20 protein-coding genes and 1 tRNA gene are annotated in these 21,543 nt (G+C 36.7%); 6 read left to right on the top strand and 15 right to left on the bottom strand.

Going from position 1 to position 21,543, the window contains the following annotated elements; translation table 11 throughout:
• Positions 1-26: 26 nt before the first annotated feature.
• Entirely contained in the window at positions 27-4,334 is a 4,308-nt protein-coding gene (locus U9M49_RS19230) for a beta strand repeat-containing protein (RefSeq protein WP_416337111.1), read from the top strand.
• A gap of 35 nt (positions 4,335-4,369) precedes the next feature.
• On the opposite strand, the gene U9M49_RS19225 is transcribed toward U9M49_RS19230, so the two are convergent.
• Together U9M49_RS19225 and U9M49_RS19220 are read right to left on the bottom strand one after the other, a co-directional pair.
• A complete protein-coding gene (locus U9M49_RS19225) occupies positions 4,370-5,455 on the bottom strand; it encodes a glycosyltransferase family 2 protein (protein ID WP_095372118.1) in 1,086 nt (361 codons plus the stop codon).
• A gap of 71 nt (positions 5,456-5,526) precedes the next feature.
• Positions 5,527-5,811 (bottom strand): transposase, encoded by a 285-nt coding sequence (locus U9M49_RS19220; protein WP_095372119.1) that lies wholly within the window; start codon positions 5,809-5,811, stop codon positions 5,527-5,529.
• Positions 5,812-5,952: 141 nt separating this feature from the next.
• On the opposite strand from U9M49_RS19220, the gene U9M49_RS19215 reads away from it, so the two are divergent.
• Positions 5,953-6,096, top strand: a complete 144-nt coding sequence (locus U9M49_RS19215) for a hypothetical protein (RefSeq protein ID WP_180316941.1) — start codon at positions 5,953-5,955, stop codon at positions 6,094-6,096.
• Between the two features lie 252 nt (positions 6,097-6,348).
• Here U9M49_RS19215 and U9M49_RS19210 read toward each other — a convergent pair whose 3' ends face one another.
• Positions 6,349-6,951 carry a DUF6944 family repetitive protein gene (locus U9M49_RS19210; RefSeq protein ID WP_322910394.1) on the bottom strand — a complete coding sequence of 201 codons (603 nt, stop codon included), beginning with the start codon at positions 6,949-6,951 and terminating at the stop codon, positions 6,349-6,351.
• Between the two features lie 754 nt (positions 6,952-7,705).
• On the opposite strand from U9M49_RS19210, the gene U9M49_RS19205 reads away from it, so the two are divergent.
• A complete protein-coding gene (locus U9M49_RS19205; protein WP_095372120.1) occupies positions 7,706-8,239 on the top strand; it encodes a PepSY domain-containing protein in 534 nt (177 codons plus the stop codon).
• A gap of 68 nt (positions 8,240-8,307) precedes the next feature.
• On the opposite strand, the gene yidC is transcribed toward U9M49_RS19205, so the two are convergent.
• The 6 genes from yidC to U9M49_RS19175 all read right to left on the bottom strand — a co-directional run bounded on the left by yidC (position 8,308) and on the right by U9M49_RS19175 (position 13,609).
• Positions 8,308-9,060 (bottom strand): membrane protein insertase YidC, encoded by a 753-nt coding sequence (gene yidC / locus U9M49_RS19200; RefSeq protein WP_095373619.1) that lies wholly within the window; start codon positions 9,058-9,060, stop codon positions 8,308-8,310.
• Between the two features lie 35 nt (positions 9,061-9,095).
• Positions 9,096-9,428, bottom strand: coding sequence for a hypothetical protein (locus tag U9M49_RS19195; protein ID WP_095372121.1), 333 nt, complete (start codon positions 9,426-9,428; stop codon positions 9,096-9,098).
• A gap of 237 nt (positions 9,429-9,665) precedes the next feature.
• Positions 9,666-10,121: a YrvL family regulatory protein gene (locus U9M49_RS19190; RefSeq protein WP_095372122.1), complete on the bottom strand. Its 456-nt coding sequence runs from the start codon at positions 10,119-10,121 to the stop codon at positions 9,666-9,668.
• A 489-nt stretch (positions 10,122-10,610) separates the two neighbouring features.
• Positions 10,611-11,747 (bottom strand): Ger(x)C family spore germination protein, encoded by a 1,137-nt coding sequence (locus tag U9M49_RS19185; RefSeq protein WP_322910437.1) that lies wholly within the window; start codon positions 11,745-11,747, stop codon positions 10,611-10,613.
• Between the two features lie 259 nt (positions 11,748-12,006).
• Entirely contained in the window at positions 12,007-12,231 is a 225-nt protein-coding gene (locus tag U9M49_RS19180; protein ID WP_095372124.1) for a hypothetical protein, read from the bottom strand.
• A gap of 994 nt (positions 12,232-13,225) precedes the next feature.
• Positions 13,226-13,609, bottom strand: coding sequence for a winged helix-turn-helix transcriptional regulator (locus U9M49_RS19175; protein ID WP_307318079.1), 384 nt, complete (start codon positions 13,607-13,609; stop codon positions 13,226-13,228).
• Between the two features lie 138 nt (positions 13,610-13,747).
• Here U9M49_RS19175 and U9M49_RS19170 point away from each other — a divergent pair, with 138 nt between their 5' ends.
• Positions 13,748-14,617, top strand: a complete 870-nt coding sequence (locus U9M49_RS19170; RefSeq protein ID WP_095372127.1) for an SDR family oxidoreductase — start codon at positions 13,748-13,750, stop codon at positions 14,615-14,617.
• A 132-nt stretch (positions 14,618-14,749) separates the two neighbouring features.
• Here the strand turns inward: U9M49_RS19170 and U9M49_RS19165 are convergent, their stop codons facing one another.
• Together U9M49_RS19165 and U9M49_RS19160 are read right to left on the bottom strand one after the other, a co-directional pair.
• Entirely contained in the window at positions 14,750-15,274 is a 525-nt protein-coding gene (locus U9M49_RS19165) for a GNAT family N-acetyltransferase (protein WP_095372128.1), read from the bottom strand.
• A 305-nt stretch (positions 15,275-15,579) separates the two neighbouring features.
• Positions 15,580-16,104: an RrF2 family transcriptional regulator gene (locus U9M49_RS19160; protein ID WP_095372129.1), complete on the bottom strand. Its 525-nt coding sequence runs from the start codon at positions 16,102-16,104 to the stop codon at positions 15,580-15,582.
• A 193-nt stretch (positions 16,105-16,297) separates the two neighbouring features.
• Here U9M49_RS19160 and U9M49_RS19155 point away from each other — a divergent pair, with 193 nt between their 5' ends.
• Positions 16,298-16,939 (top strand): FMN-dependent NADH-azoreductase, encoded by a 642-nt coding sequence (locus U9M49_RS19155; RefSeq protein ID WP_095372130.1) that lies wholly within the window; start codon positions 16,298-16,300, stop codon positions 16,937-16,939.
• 120 nt (positions 16,940-17,059) lie between these two features.
• On the opposite strand, the gene U9M49_RS19150 is transcribed toward U9M49_RS19155, so the two are convergent.
• The 4 genes from U9M49_RS19150 to U9M49_RS19135 all read right to left on the bottom strand — a co-directional run bounded on the left by U9M49_RS19150 (position 17,060) and on the right by U9M49_RS19135 (position 19,703).
• Positions 17,060-17,560 carry an SRPBCC family protein gene (locus tag U9M49_RS19150; protein WP_095372131.1) on the bottom strand — a complete coding sequence of 167 codons (501 nt, stop codon included), beginning with the start codon at positions 17,558-17,560 and terminating at the stop codon, positions 17,060-17,062.
• 297 nt (positions 17,561-17,857) lie between these two features.
• Complete coding sequence (locus U9M49_RS19145) at positions 17,858-18,328, bottom strand: DinB family protein (RefSeq protein ID WP_095372132.1); 471 nt, start codon at positions 18,326-18,328, stop codon at positions 17,858-17,860.
• Between the two features lie 546 nt (positions 18,329-18,874).
• Positions 18,875-18,947: transfer RNA gene (locus tag U9M49_RS19140), tRNA-Ala, on the bottom strand.
• Between the two features lie 60 nt (positions 18,948-19,007).
• On the bottom strand, positions 19,008-19,703 hold the full coding sequence (locus U9M49_RS19135) for an MgtC/SapB family protein (RefSeq protein ID WP_095372133.1): 696 nt from the start codon (positions 19,701-19,703) through the stop codon (positions 19,008-19,010).
• 126 nt (positions 19,704-19,829) lie between these two features.
• On the opposite strand from U9M49_RS19135, the gene U9M49_RS19130 reads away from it, so the two are divergent.
• Complete coding sequence (locus tag U9M49_RS19130; RefSeq protein ID WP_322910393.1) at positions 19,830-20,705, top strand: DMT family transporter; 876 nt, start codon at positions 19,830-19,832, stop codon at positions 20,703-20,705.
• Positions 20,706-21,543 lie beyond the last annotated feature (838 nt).

Genomic DNA, 21,543 nt, shown 5'->3' with positions numbered 1-21,543 from the left:
CTTGTAATCAAAGATGTAATTGTCGGATGTGTAGATGGTGCAGAAGAGGGGTAACGGGTGCAACAGGAGTTACCGGAGTAACAGGTATGACTGGCGCAACAGGGTCGACAGGTGCAATGGGTCCGAGGGGTTATCCAGGAATACCTGGGAGAAGCGGATTAACAATAACGGGTCCTACAGGGGCAACAGGTCCAACAGGTCCACCAGGCAGTGAGACAGGAATAACAGGTGCAACTGGACCAACGGGTATGACTGGTGCGATAGGCTTAACTGGAAGTACGGGAATCACTGGTATAACGGGGGACACCGGTCTAACTGGAGCTACTGGAGTGACAGGTCTAACAGGGGTAGATGGTTTAACTGGAGCGCCAGGTATCACCGGTCCTACTGGAGTGATGGGATTAACCGGAGCCACTGGCGTAACTGGTTCAATAGGAACCACCGGCCCTAATGGTGTGACAGGAGTAACGGGAATGACTGGACCTACTGGCTTAACAGGTAGCGCAGGGGTGACGGGAACAACTGGAGAAACAGGAGTCACAGGCGTTACTGGTCCCACAGGCACGCCAGGTATCACTGGGAGCACAGGAAATACCGGTGTCACGGGTCTAACTGGAGAAATAGGATTAACAGGTGCAACAGGAGTCGCAGGCTTGACAGGGGCTACGGGAGTTTCAGGTGTGACGGGAAGTACTGGTGCAACAGGCAACACTGGGCCAATAGGCCAGACTGGAATAATGGGTTCAACCGGTCCTACTGGTTTGACAGGAGTCACAGGTTCAACGGGAATGACTGGACCTACTGGAATCACAGGCCCAATTGGTTTAATGGGTCTTACAGGGAGTACCGGAACCACTGGCAACACCGGAGTAACAGGAATAACGGGTTTAACAGGAGCAACAGGAGTCACAGGTTCAATCGGTTTGACGGGAGTAACAGGATCAACCGGAATCACCGGTTCAATGGGCTTACCAGGAACAACAGGAATAACGGGAACTACTGGTTCAACAGGAGTGACAGGGGTCACGGGTCCAACAGGCTTGGCGGGTGTAACCGGAGTGACAGGTTCAATCGGTTCGACGGGTCTAACGGGAGCCACAGGTTCAACGGGCGCAATAGGAATCACCGGAGCAATTGGCTTGACGGGGCCAACGGGTTCAACAGGAGTGACAGGTATCCCAGGAGGTACTGGACCGACAGGAATCATTGGAACTACTGGTTCAACTGGTAACACAGGAAATACAGGTCTAACGGGTCCAACTGGCTCAATAGGCTTAACAGGAGCAACAGGAATTACGGGGTCAAGCGGTTTGACAGGAGTAACGGGTTTAACAGGATCCACCGGAGTCACCGGTTCAACCGGCTTGACGGGAGTAACAGGTCTAACAGGGACGACCGGAATCACGGGTTCAACTGGCGCAACGGGAGTAAGAGGTCTAACAGGATCGAACGGAATCACTGGATCAACAGGAGTGACAGGTGCAACTGGATCAACGGGCTTAACAGGAATTACGGGGTCAATCGGCTTGACTGGAGTAACAGGTTTAACAGGAACAACCGGTTTGACAGGAGCCACGGGAGTCACGGGTTCAACAGGAGTGACCGGCATAATAGGAAATATGGGAGTTACTGGTAGTACTGGATCAACAGGAGTAACGGGAACAACCGGTCCAACTGGTGTCACAGGAGGAATAGGTTTAACCGGAGTAACAGGTCTAACAGGGGTGACAGGAATCACTGGATCAACAGGTTCGACGGGCTTAACGGGACCAACAGGAAATACAGGGTCAATCGGCTTGACTGGAGTAACAGGTCTAACAGGATTCACAGGAACAACTGGTCCAACTGGCTTGACCGGATCAACTGGACTAACCGGTGTAAACGGTTTGACAGGAGCTACAGGTTTAATTGGAGCCACAGGTTCAACTGGTCTAACGGGAATCACCGGTCCAACAGGAGCCACGGGTATAACAGGATCAGCAGGTTCGACCGGTTTAACAGGTCCAACAGGATTCACAGGAACAACGGGTCCAGTAGGCTTGACCGGTTTAACAGGTCTAACAGGGGTAACCGGTTTGACTGGAGCCACAGGAACTACAGGGCTAATGGGAAATACAGGTCCAACTGGAGCAACGGGCTTAACAGGAACAACAGGAATTACGGGTTCAATCGGCTTGACAGGAGTAACAGGAACAACCGGTTTGACAGGAGCTACAGGTTCAACAGGAATCACCGGTTCATCCGGCACGACGGGTCTAACGGGGGCGACAGGAACTACAGGGCTAACGGGAATCACAGGAGCAATAGGTTTAACCGGAGTAACAGGTTCAACAGGAGTGACCGGTATCACCGGAATTACCGGTGCAACGGGCATAACAGGAACAACAGGAATTACGGGTTCAATCGGCTTGACTGGAGCACCAGGTCCAACAGGAGCGACAGGAATAACAGGATCAGCAGGTTTGACAGGTTTAACAGGAATTACAGGAACAACCGGCTTGACAGGAGCTACGGGTTCAACAGGAGCGACCGGAATCACCGGAGCAATAGGTTTAACAGGAGTAACAGGTCTAACAGGGACGACCGGAAATACGGGTTCAACCGGTGTCACAGGAACCACAGGGCTAACGGGAATCCCAGGTCTAACTGGCTCAACGGGCTTAACAGGAACCACAGGAATTACTGGGTCAGTCGGCTCGACTGGAGTAACTGGTTTAACTGGATCAACCGGTTTGACAGGAGCTACTGGTTTAATTGGAGCCACGGGTTCAACAGGAGTGACCGGTATCACCGGAAGTACTGGAGCAACGGGCATAACAGGAACAACAGGAATTACGGGTTCAATCGGCTCGACAGGATTAACGGGTTTAACTGGATCAACAGGAGTAACAGGAACAACCGGTTTGACAGGAGCTACAGGTTCAACAGGAATCACCGGTTCATCCGGTACGACGGGTCTAACAGGGGTAACTGGAGTAACAGGTTCGACTGGATCAACAGGCATAGCGGGAGTAACGGGTCTAACAGGGGCGACAGGAACTACAGGGCTAACGGGAATCACAGGAGCGATAGGTTTAACCGGAGTAACAGGTTCAACAGGAGTGACCGGTATCACCGGTTCAATCGGCTTGACAGGAGTAACTGGTTTAACTGGAACAACAGGAGTAACAGGAACAACCGGTTTGACAGGAGTAACTGGTTCAACAGGTCCAACAGGAATCACAGGAACAACGGGTCCAACAGGCTTGAGTGGATCAACTGGCCTAACAGGGGTAACCGGTTTGACTGGGGCGACAGGAAATTCTGGGCTAACAGGAGCGACGGGGACCACAGGCCCATCCGGCTTGACGGGAGTCACCGGTTTAACAGGACCAACAGGAATCACAGGAACAGCGGGTCCAACAGGCTTGACCGGATTAACAGGTCCAACAGGCTTGAGTGGAGCAACAGGTCTAACTGGAGCCACGGGGGTCACGGGTTCAACAGGGGTGACCGGTATCACGGGAAGTACCGGAGTATCGGGTGGTACTGGAGCGACAGGAATCACGGGGAGTGCAGGCCCAACCGGTCTAACGGGAGTAACAGGGATCACAGGAGCAATCGGTTTAACGGGAACAACCGGCTTAACAGGAACAACAGGACCTACGGGACTAACGGGCCCAACCGGTTCAACAGGCTCAATCGGACCAACCGGTCTAACGGGATTAACGGGTTTAACAGGATCCTCAGGGTTCACAGGAACAACCGGCCCAACGGGAGTAACAGGTCTGACTGGCCTAACAGGATCTACCGGGATCACGGGTCCAACAGGAGTGACAGGAATCACAGGTGTAACTGGTCCATCAGGCATTTCAGTACCTATTGTCGGTTTTTCGGCTAGAACAAACTTAAGTGGGATTAGTGCTTCGCAACAAATTGCTAATTGGAATATTGCTTCGCCTAGCTATAGTAGTGCAAGTTTTAATGCTACTACAGGTACTTTTACAGTACCAAATACAGGGAGATATTCTATTAAGGCAACAATTAATTATCAAACAACTACCACTATTTCTATAGCTATCGGTGCAGGAGTTAGTCCGACTTTTAGTGTTAGAAGAATATCTACTTCAACTGATTTAATTACTGGTGTATTTCCTATTCTAGATGTGAATATTGTTTTATTATTGAGTCTGAGAACTATATTGGGTTCTGGAACAGTTACTCTCTCAGGTGATATGACTTTAAATGCGGGAGATACTGTGGGTTTATTCTATAATGCAAATGGGCTTACAATTAGCTTGAATCTGGGATCAGGGACTTTACCCATTGTTTGGTCCATTCACCAAATTGGATAAAAAGAGCAATGTGGGAATCATTATCCTCACATTGCTTATTTGATGTAATATTCTTTGAAAAAAAGCTCGTTATGATTGACTCTTGAATCATTGGGTCGGTACTCTTTTGCTTTACAGTGATGGAAATATGATTGATTTTCATTACCATTTTGCCAGTAACAATAACATAGTTGAATATGTGGGTACCAGGTAGTATAAGATTCATCTTTAAAATTAAAATGAGTCGGTTCCTTGAGCGTAGTTGCTAATTGATACCAAAAAATGGCCTTATTAAAGTCATTTTTTTCTTTATAAATATCACCAATTTTACAAGCGGCTTCGGGTCTTGGTGTATCAAACTTCATGGTTAAAATGAGTGCCTCAAGCTCACTTTCTTCTATATTTAAATGTTTATAACATTCAGCTATAGATAAGCATGCCCTAATTTCATCCTCGACCCATCCCTTTTTACTCTGTAAAAATTGTGCATAATAGGAAATTGCATTTTCGAATCTAGCATGGTCTTTTAGTTCATTTGCAAAATAAAACAAATCCCTTGGTGAAAACTCCTCACCCTTTTCTACCCTTTTCTCGTATATTTTAATATTGCGGTCACTTTGTTCATGATGTGTTTGTTTCCTACTTTTATTATGCTTAATGGCAATATCTGACTCAATAATATGGCCCCCGACTTCCAAATATTCATGGACAGGACCATGCCACTTGAAATGTCGGTCTCTTTTAACTAACCGATGTCTACGAGAACTAAAGGTTGGTTTATTTTCCTCATCAAAGGCTAAATGGTAGAGCATTGCGACAGCATCTACGTCAAAAGATAACGCTCCTTTTAAGTCTTTCATTTTTTGTCTGTCATCTGGTAAAAGTATATCGTCTGCATCTAACCAGAGAATATAATCTTGTGTGGCTTGCTCAAAAGCATAATTCCTTGCTGCGGCAAAATCATCTGTCCATTCATAGTGAAAAAGATGTTCAGTAAACTCTTTAGCGATTTTCTCTGTTTCATCTGTTGAGCCCGTGTCTACAATTATAATTTCATCACATAAATCAGACACACTTTTTAAGCATTCAGCAAGTACTTCCTCTTCATTTCTTACAATCATACAAAGGCTAATTGTTATCATCCCGTTCACCACCAAATAAAGAATCCTTATACTATATGAATGGTGAAAGAAATGGGTTCAAACCTAATTAGTTATTTCATTGCAAGTCTTAAAAATAGTAAATAAAGTAAGAAAACCCCTAGATATCCCCCTGTAATTAAAAATAAAGGGTTGAGAAAGACGACATGGACGGTTGTCATAAATACTAAGTTTTCGCTAATGATTTCATAAACTGTTGTAGCTGTTATACTTTCAAAAACGATAAGGGAAATGGTAGCTAAAGAAATTAGCACAATATGTGTAGGTGCCCAATATTTATTAGCAAAAACCATTAAAAGAGGAATCATTATAATCATCAATACAATGAAAAATACCATTAAAAAACCCTCCTAAGAAGAGTGATAGGATTAGCTTCTGTTATTTTTCAAAGAAAGATACATTTATTTTCCGAAAAATATAAAAACGAAAAGGAACTTACCTAGATTTGTCGAATGATAGTTGAAAAGGAGCTGAGAGTAATGAAACAAGTGAAACAACAACAGTGGATTTGCTCTAAATGTGAGAAAGTAATAGAAGACAAGAATGAATATATCGATAATGATGGTGTTTGTGACCAATGCTATTCTCGTAAACTGAAAATAAGGCGTGGTTTTAAGATTTAAGAAAAAATAAGCGGATCCCATATTTGTAATTATCAAATATGGGACACCGCTTATTTTGATTTGTGAACAACTCTTTTAGTTAAACAAGTCATACAAATGGTCTTTCTTTTTACGATTAGTATTTCATGATAATAAACAAGCTCTTGACATTTATTGCAAAGTACAAATTCACTCATGAATTTACACATCCTTTCTTTAAAGGTATATGTAAAAAGAGAGGTAAACATGATTACTTGTACGAGGCTTATAAACTTACTCATTAATATGAAGTGCAATTTCTTGAAGCTCTTCTTTCATTTGACCAATAAGTGATAAAACAGACCCGATCGCCTGAATCCAGCTACCATAAAACCCCAATGCTTCACCGCTCTCACTACTCTTGTCTCTTAATGATTCAATCCCTCCTTTTGCTTGCATACTATTGCCAATTCCTTGAAGGAAGCCACCAACTATATTTAAAAATCTACCCGAGGGTGTTAAATCAAAAAACTCATCACTTAATGCAACAAAACTTCCTAAAGCCTGGAACCAATTACCAGTAATGATTATTCTTTGGTTCAAGTCCTTATTTGGGTCAAAAAGGATGCCAATGATAACGAGAGAATTGCCAACAGCTTGGACTTCATCACCAATAAGCTCAAGTGAATAGGTTCCTTGGCCATCAGCGGAAAGTGCTTCGCCTGTAGCTTGAAGTATATTTCCTTGCAAACGCAAATCAATTTTTAGCTGTTCATTGATAGGGAGTTGAGGAGTACTTCCTAAAGCTGCTTCAATTGTACCGATAGTTGACAATACAGAGCCAAAAATCTCCTTTAGTTGACTATTCAGGCCTAATCCCTCCCATACTCGCTTCATTATATGTATGTGGTGAAGGAAGTGGGTTTGTACTTAAGGAGATAAAAATGAAAGATGTACATTTACCGGTTACTTCTTCCAAATAAAGACCATTTATTAACTAGTACACGACCCGTAGTAAGAGTCGAATCATTAGAAGCTAGGTACAACAGCATAACCTCATCGACTAACGGTTTTTTGGCAATTAGTTCATCTTTTTAAAATTGTTTGTTGCCAGTTCATCGCAATGAAACCTGGCTGGACTCTATTCATACGAATCTTCTTCTCTTTTGCAACATGAAGTGTAGCCAGTCGATTGTGTCTCCTTTAATGCTTGAACTTTTAAGAATTTCACATCTAATCAACATTGACTTTTTTTATTCATCATTTGTTTTATCCTCAGGAACTCTTTTGTACAAGTATCGGATTCTGTTAAGTCTGATTCATTTAGCTTTCCCTCATTTGCAACATTCAATTTTTTTAAGCATTTTTCTTACTTGATCATCTATATCTGTTACAATTACTTCTGCCCCTTTTTAGCAAATATAGTAGAACTGTAGCGCTCATACTAGAGATATCTCCAGTAGTAATCGTAAATTTATTGTTCATCCCATTATCTTAGCTCCAATTATTAGCAGTAAACTTAACAAATAACTTGATTCACCTACTCTTAAAGGTTAACTTTAAGTGAATACAATCTAATACTTGTTTTTTATTTGAAAGAAGAGGGAATATAAAACATAAGTACATAATAGTTAAAGGAGAACGATTAAAGATGAAGAGATTTTTACTTATATTATCGATAATGACGTTGTTTTGTTTGACTGCATGTGGCGATGGTGAGGGCGATTCTCAGAGTGGAAACATTGATAAACCTAATCTAGCAGATGAAGAAATTGAAGTGAGTCTTCAAAATGCCGTAGATATCTTTCTGCGAGAATATGAAGTGGATTATATTACAAAAGTTGAATTAGATAGTGATATGGATCAATGGAAATATGATGTGGCTGGAGCTTCTAATGAAAAAGAGTATGAGCTTGTGATTGATGCACATACTGGAGATATTTTAGATCAAAGTGAAGAGGCAATTGAAAAAGGGGATGAAGAACAAGGTATTTCTTTAAATGAGATTCTTTCACCTTCAGAAGCGATGAAAATTGTTCAAGCAGAAACGAGTAATGAAATTGGCGGTTGGACATTAGAAGTAGAGAATGGAACAGAGCAGTATGAAATCGAAGTCAGAGATGGTAGTGAAGATATCGATTATATTATTAATGCGATAAGTGGTGAGTTAGTAGGCAGAGATTAAATTTTTTTCCTCAGCAGATAGTAAAGTCCAATGATTAATTTAATCATTGGACTTTTTTTAACCTATTATTAAAGACTAGGTTGCACGACGGGTGATTTCTTATATTTTTTCTGGATGACATATGTCTGGATAATAAGGAATAATCCACTCACTGACCAATATAAAGGCAGTGCAGCTGGTGCAGATAGGGAAATGAACAAGATCATTGCCGGTGAAAGGTATCCCATGATTTTCATTGGTCCTTGTTGTTGATCCTTTGGTAATTGCATAAGGGAAACTCTGAATTGCAAATAATAAATGACACCAGCGATAATAGCCATGGGAATATTGGCGTGTCCTAAGCTAAACCATAAAAAGCCATGGGTAGCGATTTCAGGAGATGTTCTAATAGCATAATAAATAGCCATCAAAATCGGCATTTGTATCAGCAAGGGCAAACACCCCATATTCAATGGGTTGACCCCATGTTTCGCATATAAACCAATAAGCTCTTGTTGTAATTTTTGCTTCTTAGCTTCATCTTTTGTTTTGTTCATTTGCTCTTGTATAGCCTTCATTTCAGGTTGTAACGCTTCCATTTTGACCTTCATCGATTGAGAGCTTTTTACTTGTTTAACGGTTAAAGGTAGTAAGATCAACCTTAATAATAAAGTCACTAGCACAATACTCCAACCATAATTTCCGTGGAATATGCCTGCAAAAAAGTCGATGATAGAGATCAATGGCTGCACAAAATAATGATGGAAAAACCCTGTGTCTGTACCACCATTTGCTTGACAGCCAGCTAAAACCAATGAAATTGTAATTACTAACCATATCATTTTCTTCAAAAATATTTCCTCCTCTAATGATTGTTTTAATTAGTCATTAGAGAAAGAAATGCTTCATCGCTATCGTCTGGACTTTCTTTGCGACGAACTGTAAGTAAACGGTTTTGTTTACATGCCCAATTAAGCACATTAGAAAGAACAGATGCGTAGTGGTTAATTAAATCAGCGTCTGCTTCTTGAAGACGATAAAAAAGCATGCCTGTATTTCGTTGTAAGAAATATATCGTTAAGGCGGGGAGTAGGATTGTTAAGACAATACCAGCTAAGGTTAAGTCATGAATCGTTTGATAATCAAGTTCAAAAAGACCAGCAAATATCATCCCAAAGAGAATGGTATGATTAAATGATAAATGTCTCATTAGACTGCTCCCCTCCTTTCAATTCTTTTACATATTTTCATCATAATCATAACGGAATCAGAAGGAAAAGTAAATGAAGCAAGACTTACAGGCTATGGATAACCTTTTTGTGACTATTATATTTAAATATTAAGTAGATAGTACAAGCTTCTTTTTCTGGTACATCCATTCTAAAAAATGCTGTTACGTTATGGGAGTATTCATGATTGCAAGCAGTAAATGGGTAGTTGTTATAGTCTATTCTTTTTCCTCATCCTTCCCTAAGTCTTCACATGCATACTCTATTAAAGAAAAAATCAAAGCTAAAATAATTGTAGCGAACAATCCGATTTGGATGGAATGCATGACATAATCCAAAAAAGACACAATCGCCCAGTTTGTCAAAAAAGAAAACACTAAAGATGTAACCTGCTGTTGCTTCAGGGTATATTTCCCCGAATGATTCATCAATAAAATGAGAGCTCCTATAAAAATTTCAGATACGATTCCAATGAGAAAATAAAGCAAAATAAATGAAATGATGGATGGGAAGGATTCAAATTTGATGTTAAGTAAATGAAAGATTCCTAGAGTACTAAAAAAGTAAAGAGCAAGAACGAATGATAAGACCAACAGAACAATGATGCTTATCGCGATAGTTGACCCAATGATACTTTTGAAGTTACTTTTCTTTGATGATGGTTTGTCTTTCATCTCCTCATCCTCCCAATAGACTTCGTTAATATGTAAAATTTTACATTGTATTAAAGTGTTTGCCAACTTATATTAGTTTTTTTGTAATAATCTTGTAGCAGACATTGGAGGTCATGTACCGTTTTATTTCTAAAGGGGTGGCCATCATTAAATGTATGAGTACCAGATGAATAGTTTGTCTCAGTCAGGCTATTGCTACCGGACACCGTTATAGGAATAACTCAATTAAAACTTTAAGGGGCTATTTGAAAGCTAGAAAGTGAAGAATGAATTGCTCAATATGTAACAAAAGGATTCCTAGGTGCTTGATATAGAGAGGTAGTTGAAACTTGGCATAGGAGAAGATGGCAAAGGAAACTGATGAAAAAAATACAAATTTGTCATTCAAAGGACCTTTGCCTCTCTTTATTTTACTTTATGCCCTTATATTACTTTTAATTGAAGTCCTATGAATAGGTAAGAGTCTTTTAAGCGAATAATTACTCACTTTTACTTGCTTCTTGATTTAAATACTTTATTTGGACTATGAGAATATTTAATTTCTACATTTATATCTTCGGCAGTAATATTCTTAAACATGTCTTGAAATTTGTGTTGCATCCAAATTTTATTATGATGCCTAAAGAGGTAATCTTCAAAAAGGTATACATCTATACCTTTTTCCCTCCCAGATTTTAAAGATAAGAACGCTTCATCTCTGATTTTATCTTCAACTTTATGTTTAAGTGCATCTTGATTTACTTCGGAGGCTCCCTCCCTTAAAATGATTGTGGATTTTATGTTTAACTTGAATTTAGAATGAAAGTTGTCTTCCTCCAACGTTAATTTCGTTTTAGGATCTCTAAGTTCGACTTCAACAGGATCGTTTTTATTTTCCATATTGACTTGAATTAAACTTCTTTCAACATCTGCCTGCTTATTAGCTTTGATATAACCACTTAATTGAGATGAGTTTAAAAAACCTTTGTAGTTCCCGCCTTTAATAAAATATCCTCCATTAAAATAGGGTACTAAAAATTTCAATTCATTTTTTCTCACATTATTATTAGTTATTTCAATTCGTGGTAGTAAGATAGTCTTTGTCGCTTCACCTAAACCAATAAGAAATTTAGTTGCATCAATAGCAGGTACTTCTGAAACTTGTGTTTGTGTGTCTAGAGGTTGATTAATAATACTGCTTGTATAGGGATAATAAAAAGGCATTTTAAGTGTCAATATTTCCTCTAAATCTTCACTAGTGCCATAAATCCACCCATGGACACGTATGTTGTAATTCGAAGATAGTGAATCAGTCGTTTCCTTTAGTTTATACTTGATTATATTTTCTGAAAAAATAAAGCTATTGATATGATCAAAATTAATTTTTATTTGCATGGTTTTATAAATATTAGTTAATGCTTTATTTATTGTATTGCCTGTTCCTACACCCAACCATACAGGTTTATCTTGATTAATAGAGCTGCTCTCGGTCTTAGCTACATTTGAAAAATCCAAGAATTGAACATATACCACATATTCTTCGTCAATAAAGTCAACACCAAAACCAATGGCGTATGCTTGATATTGAATTTCTACAGGCTTTTGACATCCACTTAACAAAAGAAACATAATCATGGTAATGAGGATCCTCTTAATTTTAACTCTCCCCTTTAAGGTATACTATCTTAACTTAGAGTGACGTTAAATGGACTTAAGTATTCATAAATTATAAAGTCATTTACATATTTCATGCTCTTTACCAGGTATGCTTTTGTATTTAATCTCAGAATTATGTGCTTCGAAGTAGATGTATATTTTAATTAACCAATGTATCTGCGAGCACAGGATGAATTACAGATTATGTATAATGTCTCTTAAAAAACAGCCCACTGATGTGGGCTGTGCTTCAATATAATGGTTGTTGGTTATGACAGGATGGAAACCCACTTATATCTTGAATCATATGAAAATCATATTGTTTTAATGCGAATTGGGATTGATATAAATATTCAATCACTAATAATTTTCTTTGAGATGTACCACAAAGTTTCCCTGATGTCCCTTGACCATTGGTGAATGAGATACCAATTGGTTGGCCAATTAAATAATTAATTTTATGTTGCCATGGCATGGTGATATCACTCCTTCAAAGCATCTTATGATTTTGAAGGGATTGGGTGCATGTATGAGCTTTATTAAAGAATTCTTAAGTTTATTTAAAAAAGCACCCAAATGAAGGTGCCTACTTAAAAAATTGATGGAAACCTAATTCCATAGGTATTAACCAAATAAAAAAACCTAATAAGGCTATTGGCCCGATAAAAAAATTGTAGAGTTTAACTGGCAATAGTTTAAAAAGCAAAAATCGATAAATGAAAGCTACACCAAACATTGTAATAAACAGAATTAGCAATGGTCCAATAAATTGCATGTAGTTAAATTCTATCCCCTTAAAAATATCCATATGGATCCTCCTTATATACATTGTGGGTATATTTTACTATAAGATGAAAAGTTTTGAAAAGAGGATACACAATTTTATGGTGCTGCTTTATTCTCTAATTGCTTGAAGACAAAACGTATAGCTCTAGTCGTTTAGGAATCTTGTTTCCCTTTGTTGGAGTAATCCTTATTGAATTGAAGATTGCCGGAAGGGGTATAGCTGTAACTTCTCCAATCAAATACGTTCTCCGAGAGTGAGCAAGAGAATATGGAATGTTAGAAAAAACACAGAAGCTCCAATCATTTATAACGTTTTGACCAGATGAAAATCAATGAAGCATCCTTTTAAGGGTTATCTTCTGAATTTTAAAAATCTATTTCTAAATACGTAGTTGATAGAAGGTGAATAATTTAGAGATTTAATTGGTTGGTGCTTATTAATCTTATATAGGAGGATGTTTTTAATAGATGTTAAGAATCTTAAATGTATGAAAAAAACCGAAGAAATCGGTTTGATTAGCGCTTATGAGTGAATATTAAAGAGAGCCCTCTTGATATTGAGGGCTATACAAATTTTAAACACCTTTAAGTAGTATTTAGATTTTTTTAAATAAACAATACTAGGTGCTGTTTTTTTTATATGGTAGCCTGGTTTAGTTCTTTCGTAAGTTAGTAAGAGTTCATTAATACTTAGATTTTTCATTCATCTCTATTTTTTTATTTAGCAAATCTTTACCCCAGGTTTGCATTGCTTCTAAAATAGGTATAAATTTTCGCCCCTGTTCGGTTAATGAATATTCTACTTTTGGTGGTACAACTTTATAAACTTCTCTGTGTACTAGGTTGTCCTCTTCAAGTTCTCTCAATTGTCTTGTTAAGATTCCTTTTGATATTCCAGGTAACATTCTCAATAATTCATTAAACCTAATGATATTATTTTGGCTTAAATGCCATAAAATCACGATTTTCCATCTGCCCGCAATTGCATTTTGGGTGACTGTTAATGGACAGATTTCTTGTTGTATTTCCTCAGTGATTGATTCATCTTGATAACTAAAACGTGCCATAATAAAACCTCCTTTTTCTCTAGGTGCTATTTTTATGACTATGTTATTAAAATGTGCCTACTTACATAAATCCTATATAACAAATAGTATAGATATTAGAATTAAAAATCAAAAATACACCATAGTGGAGGAGTTTCTATGAAAGTTTTAATAACTGGGGCAACTGGAAATTTAGGTTCTAAAGTTGTAGAATATTTACTTGCCAAATTATCAGTAGAAGAAGTAGTTGTTGGTGTACGTGACGACAAGTCTCAAAAAGCAATGGGTTATAAGAAAAAAGGCTTGGAAGTGCGAGTAGCGGATTTTGAAAAGAAAGCTACCCTAATTACTGCATTTAAAGATATAGATCGAGTATTTGTTATATCAACATTTGGTGATTATGAAACGGTTATGCGACAACATTTAAATGCAGTTGAAGCTGCCAAAGAAACAAACGTAAAACAAATTATTTATCCAAGTGTTACTAGATCAGAAGAAAATGATTTCTTCCTAGCAGTTCTTCATAGAGCACGTGAAATAGCTATTATTGAATCAGGTATCCCTTATGTAATTCTACGTAACAACTGGTATATAGAAAATGAGCTTAATACAATCCAAGGTTGTATGGATGGTGCCCCTTGGGTAACTTCTGCAGGTGAGGGGAAAATCGGTTGGGTATACCGACCAGATTTAGCTGAAGCAGCTGCAAATATTTTAGTAGAAGATGGTCATGAAAATAACATTTATGAACTTTCTGGTGAAAATTTAACACACCAGCAATTTGTTGATATATTAAATCAAGTAACAGGTAAGGAAGTTCCTTTAGTAGCAGTAGACGATGCTTCTTTTGAAAAAATGTTAAAAGATGCCGGAGTACCAGAAGCTTACCACCCTATGTTGGTAATGACTCAAAAAGGGATACGTGAAGGTGGCTTAGAATCCACACATTCCGATTTGGAATTCTTATTAAAACGTCCTGCTACATCATTGAGGCAAGCTCTTATAAAATTATTAATAACTACTAAATAGGTCAATTAAATTTTCTGCAAAAACAAACAAAAATTTTATACCACTAAATGAACTTGCACTTATGTTAAAAAGCCTTTCCAGTTGGAAGGGCTTTTTAACATAAGTCACCATTAATACAAATTAATAAGTCAGTTACTTCAAATCGGAAGTTAACATGCCATACACAATACTATCTGTCCATTCATTTTTATTCCAAAAATCTTGTATGAAATGTGCTTCCTTTCTCATACCAATTCTTTCACATAATTTTTGTGAAGCTATATTTCGTGCATCTAGATTAGCCTGTATACGATGTACATTAAATTCATCAAATAATTTATAGACCAAACTACTTACTGCTTCTGTTGCCAAACCTCTACCAGCAACTTCATTTGAAAAACTATAACCAATCTCAACAGTATCTTTCATTTCTGTATACCATACGGATAAATCACCAACTACTTTATTCTTGTATATAACTGCCAAACTTAACATGGATTCTTTAGTGAGTGCACAGTTTGCTAACTTTTTATCAAACCTTTTATTCATATCTTCGTCAGTCCACTTCTCATGTAATAAGAACTTACAAGTATCATCATTATTATAAATAGCAAATACATCCTGTAAATCATTACGCTTAAAAGGTCTGATTAGTAGTCTTTCTGTTGTGATATTCAAGTTAGTTCTTCCCCCTTGCTTTTATTCTACAAACATTTCTTATAGTATCTAGCCTCCTTTATATGTTACCTTAAATACATATTTCACCATAGTAAATGAATAGCCTCTTCACCTAAATTCTCCGTTTCTTTAAGGAAAACCCTTCATTAACTCCTTAAATAAGTACATTTATTATAAGAATGCTTCCAAGATTTTTGTCTTATGATCCCCTTCTAAATAATCTTTTGGATAAAATAAACAAAATATTAATTTTTAATTAATAAAAGACAAAAAAAGAGTAGAAATCATTCTCCTACTCTCTTTTGCTATTTAAGACTTTTATCCTTAAAGTATTCTCGGCTATCAACACGGATTTTTTTTGGTAAAACACGATCAAGTTCTTCATCTAACCAAGCAATCGTTTTGTTTCGTAAATACTCTCTCATTTGCTGTTCGGCTTCTAACATTACTAAATTTATTGTACAAGTGGAATTACCTGATATACAAGATGAACAGTCTCTATCCTCTTTTTCTTCTTTACCTACATACATAAGGTTATTACTTAAAATGTTTTTACACTGAAAAATTGGTTTAACACCTTCAACAGCTTCTATTACATCCCAAAAGGAAATTTCTTCAGGAGCCTTAGCTAATTTATAACCTCCATTGACTCCTGGAACAGAACTCACAATTTTAGCCTTTGATAATTTACCAAATGCTTTGGAAAGATATGTTTCTGAAAGCCCTTGAAATTCTGAAAGTTCTTTTATCCCAATAACTTCATCTGATGGTACATCAATTAAGTACACTAAACTATGCAACGCATATTCAACCATAACACTATATTTCATGTAATCACCTGCTCTATTTAAAACATCTTTAATTATCTTTTTATTGTATTTGTATCTTAACATAGTTTTTTTTGTTTGACACAAATTACTAATAGCGTTATATTGATTAACGTCGACAAGATTAATCGACGATTTATGTAAGAGACAATTAGTTTACCCATTAAAGAAACATTTATTCAGGAGGAATTATCTAATGAGCAAATTACTTATTATAAATGCACATCCAGAAGTGGAATCTACTTCGTCTGTTAGTCTTAATGTTCTTAATCACTTTAAAAATGTATATAAGGGATTACAATCAGAAGATGAGGTCATTGAACAAATTGACTTATATAGCGAAGAAGTACCTATGATAAATAAGATAGTTTTAAATGCATGGGCTAAGCTTGCTAAGAATCAAGAACTTACGAATGAAGAAAAAGAAGTAACAAACCGTATGAGCGCAGTGTTACAACAATTTAAAAGTGCGAATAAGTATGTAATCGTTCTCCCATTGCATAATTTTAATGTACCAACAAAATTAAAAGACTATATGGATAATATTTTAATTGCGAAAGAGACTTTTAAATATACAGAGAATGGTTCTATTGGCTTACTTAATGATGGAAGAAGTATGTTGGTGATACAAGGAAGTGGTGGTATTTATACTAATAATGACTGGTATACTGAAGTCGAATACTCACACAAATATTTGAAATCTATGTTCAATTTTATTGGAATTGAAGATTATCATATGGTTAGAGCGCAAGGGACAGCTTTACTAGAAAGAGAGACAATTTTAGAAAATGCTTATATTGAAGTCGAAAAAATTGCTTCTGAACTTGCACAGAAATAAATAAAAAAAGCAAAGAAGAGAAACTTTTAAATTTCTCTTCTTTGCTAATTGTGATATTGAATCTGACTATTTTATACTTTGCTTCAAACAAGTTTCTTGTTAAAGTTAGCCTTATTTTTATTAAAATGATGGATATGTAATATTTCCTTTTTCTACCAATTCTTTCAAACCTAAGAACATATAATGCCAACCTTGTTCGGTATCTTTTTTCCAATCTTCATGTGCTTTTTGAATATCTTCAGTTGTCCAATCTTTTTCATGGATTACGTTAATTTCTTGTGTGAAAATCATTTCACAGCCTGATTCAAGCGATTCGATTTCCACTGTAATGTCGTCTTCTAAATCACTAAATTGAGGCATTTTGAATGTGAAAACAAGTTTCGCTGGTGGTTCAACCAATTTGTATTCTCCAATAGCTCGATAATCTTTCCCATCCCGATGATCCACAACTTCCCATGTTCCACCTACACGAGGATTACTCTTTGCCACTTTATTTGTATGTTCCATGGTGAACATCCATTTTTTAATCGTGTCTGCTTTAGTCCACGCGTCAAATACTTTTTCTGCTGGAACATTAAATTTGCGTTTCATATTAAGGGTTGTTATTGATGTTTTTGCCATCTGAACCATCCTCTCAACGATTATTATTCTTTTGATTCATTCTTACGTCTTTACTACTTGAAACGTTGCTCTTATATACGAAAGTGGCCTTTCAAAAAAATAGTATAACCAATATTGGATAATATTACAAAACCATCAATGGTTAAATCTCGATACTTTTTCTTGAGAACGTCAGAATGAAAGCAGGATATCAAGAAGTTATCATTTCAGCCAATTTTCAAAGACTTTGTAGCCATCAATTTGTATTCATTCTCTACACCATACGTATCAGCGAGTTGTTGATAACACCAATGAGACTTAATCCCATATATGGATTCTAGGTATTCCTGCTGATCTTAAGTAATCCAATAACTGACCGGTATGAACAGATTCATGATAAGCAATTCGTAATAGCATGTCACCTAAATCTCGTATGTAACCTGCATCGGAACGGTCAATTTTTATATTAAATAGGTCTTCTTCTGAAAATGATTTAATTGTATTTATAAAATGCTGTCTATAAGGTTCAGCAAAATCCAATTCTGCATTTACAGAAGTGAAAGGACGATTTTCGAATGGAGAATTGAATTTGGACAAACTCCTTCTATTTTTAATTGCTAGGTGATAATAATGTTCGCTTTCTAACACATGCCTAATCATTTCTAGGCATGTCAAGGCTTCATCATCAGGCTTCCATTCTAGCTTATCTTGAGGAATAGATGTCCAGACCTTAATACTTCTTCTTCTAATTTCGTTGAAGTTTAAAATAATTAAATTAACTGAGTTCATAATATCCTCCTTGAAAATTATATCTTTAATATACACGAATAAACGTTCGTGTTAAAGAGGATTAGTTGAGCATTTAAAAAACAAGATTAGAGGAGTGATGTAGAAGTAAGTGGAAGAATAAGAGAATAAGGCACAGGAGCTGCATTTAACAACGGACTTACTAGCCTTATTCAGTCAAATGAGGTACAGAATTACCATGGAATATGACAATACCATTTAGTGCATTCTTGTGGTTTTACTTCACCTGCAGCAGAAGCAGGAGAAACAATTGTTAAGGTGAGTATATTCAGGATCTTTATAATCGAGTTAGTAACTTATGGAACCGATTCATTTTCTGTCCAACCCTGCTCCTCTCTAATAACATCTTCATCTTCTGGGTTTACAGCATGTACTTTAATGGCAACCCTTGTTTTCAGAATGTTTGCACTTGATTATGTGCTTATACAATTTATGTGATGCTTCTAAAGGTGTTGAATGAGGTTTGTAGTGGGGGAGGATAATTAGACAAAAATAAAAGAAGCCCTGATAAATCAAGGCTTCTTGGTATGGAGAATAGGGGGCTCGAACCCCTGACCTCATCGCTGCCAGCGATGCGCTCTCCCAGCTGAGCTAATCCCCCGCTAGATATATTGAAATTATAGCGGGAGAATGAATATTTTTCAATAGTCAAAATAAAAAATTAGTGCAAGCTTTCTATTTCCATCGACTTTACTCCCGGCACTTGAGAAATTGTATGATAAAAGTCAGTTGTTTTTTTACGATAATCTACTGCAATAGTTAAATAAACTTGTGGGTAGCCCTCTTCAGTATCTTTAATTCTCATCCTGCGAATAGCCGCTTGCTGCTCTTTAATGGTATGAATAATCGTCGTGATCTGTTCCTTCGTTTCAACTGCCATTTTCATCGTAATCTCTTTTTCTCGTAGTTGTCTTGGGCCAATAAGCCCTAATAAGTAGGGAACAACTTCAACTGAAATAATAAGTAATACGACGCCTGCAACAGCCTCCATATAATATCCAGCTCCAACAGCGATACCAATTCCAGCTGCGCCCCAAATTAAGGCGGCTGTTGTAAGGCCGGAAATACTATCATTCCCTCTCCTCAATATGACCCCTGCACCAAGAAAGCCAATTCCTGATACAATTTGAGCTGCTAAACGTAAAGGATCCATTGTAATATTAATATCGTCATTACCTGGAAATATGTATGCTGATTCTATTGACACAATAGTGAGAAGACAGCTAACGATTGAAATGACTAGGCTTGTTTTTAAGCCAACTGGTTTACGTTTTAGTTCTCTTTCTAGTCCTATAATAAGACCAAGCACAGCTGAAATCCCTAACTTCATTAGGACATCCATTTCTAATCCGTACATAATATCGCCTGCTTTATCATTTAATAAATTTTAAATAAGTTACCTTTACTATAGGTTTAAGGTGTAAAATAGTCTATACCTAAATATCAATATATAGAGACAAGGTGATAGCATGGGGTAGTTAAGATGAATCCGCTTTTTGTATTAGCTATAGGAGTTGTTTCAGTTTCAACTTCAGCCATTTTTGTAAAGTTGATTTCAGCTCCCCCTGGTATTATTGCTTTTTATCGTCTCCTTTTTTCAGTCGTGCTTATGATGCCAATCTTTCTTTTAAAATATGTTCATGAAATTCGTCATATTACAAGCAAGGATTGGCTGTTTTCTATCATTGCGGGTATTTTTTTAGCTTTCCATTTTATTTTATGGTTTGAGTCTCTTCAATACACATCGGTTGCTAGCTCGACTGTGTTAGTTGCCTTACAACCGATTTTTGCATTTATAGGTACTTATCTCTTCTTTAAAGAAAAAACTTCTTGGAAATCCATTTTGTCAACTATAACTGCGATAGGCGGTTGTATCATTATTAGCTGGGGTGATTTTCTACTAAGTGAAAAGGCGCTCTATGGAGATTTGTTAGCACTCATCGCCTGTGGGCTAGTAACAGGGTATTTACTGTTTGGGCAGACCGTCCGTCAAAGAGTATCCCTGATTACTTATACATTTATTGTATACAGTATTAGCACATTGACACTTTTTATCTATGTCATGCTTAACAAACAACCTTTGTATCCTTATCAAGTAAATGACTGGATTTTTTTAATTCTCTTAGCACTTTTTCCAACATTATTAGGCCATACATTATTTAATTGGTCTGTAAAGTATTTAAGTACTTCTGTTATTTCGATGGCTACTTTGTTTGAACCTGTGGGTGCAGCCATTTTAGCTTATTTTGTACTACAAGAAAGAATAGCTTGGTCACAAATTTTGGGTGGGCTATTTGTTATAGTAGGGCTATCTTCCTTTTTAATAGATGAAAGAAGAAGAAGAAAGAAACGATTATAGGCAAATAATGAAGATCAAGTTTAGAAAATGAAGCAAAAGGTGAGCCAAGAATGAGCTCACCTTTTTTATATAAATAAATAGGATAATCTACTAAAAATAAATGCAGCTGTTACGGTGAAGATGAAAGTTCCTCCATAAACTTTACCTGGTGAATTAGCGATACGAATACCTTCCACATAAGCGAATGAAAATAAAAAAAGGGCCATAATTACTGATACGTATAGTGCTACATCTTCCAGCTCTATTCACACCTTTCATATATAATAGAATGAGATTAGTAGATTATATGACCCATTCTCAACTTTATGACAAATATTTATGATAAGGATGAAGAGAAAGAGAGATTACTTATTGAGTTAAGACGGGAGCTTAGAAGAAGGGAAGAATGATTGAAGAGTATCTGAAGAGTATCTATATATAAGTAAAGCAAAAGATAATTAATAGTTTCTTGTGGTTATCAATTAATGGAAACGCTTAACTATATGATAGTTACGATACTTAATAAAAATATGAAAAACTTGATTAAAACTTTTAAAATTATATTGCAAACACTTTTTAATCATGATATAGTTATTTTTGTTCCCGATAAAAGAAAAATTTACTAATTTAATCACTTAAATTATTTTAAAAAAATGGTTGACGTGATGAAGACGGGATGTTATGATAATAAAGTCGCTTTTAAAGCGAACGAGATTGTTCTTTGAAAACTGAACGAACATAAAACGTCAAGCGTAATTCTAAAAAGCTGATTTATCAGCAACAAAGCACCATAGGTGCAAATGAGCTAATCAAACACTTTATTGGAGAGTTTGATCCTGGCTCAGGACGAACGCTGGCG

It is taken from the genome of Cytobacillus sp. OWB-43, assembly GCF_034651445.1.
GTDB classification, from domain to species: Bacteria; Bacillota; Bacilli; order Bacillales; family Cytobacillaceae; genus Cytobacillus; species Cytobacillus kochii.
This window is presented reverse-complemented; position numbering and strand designations above follow the sequence as displayed.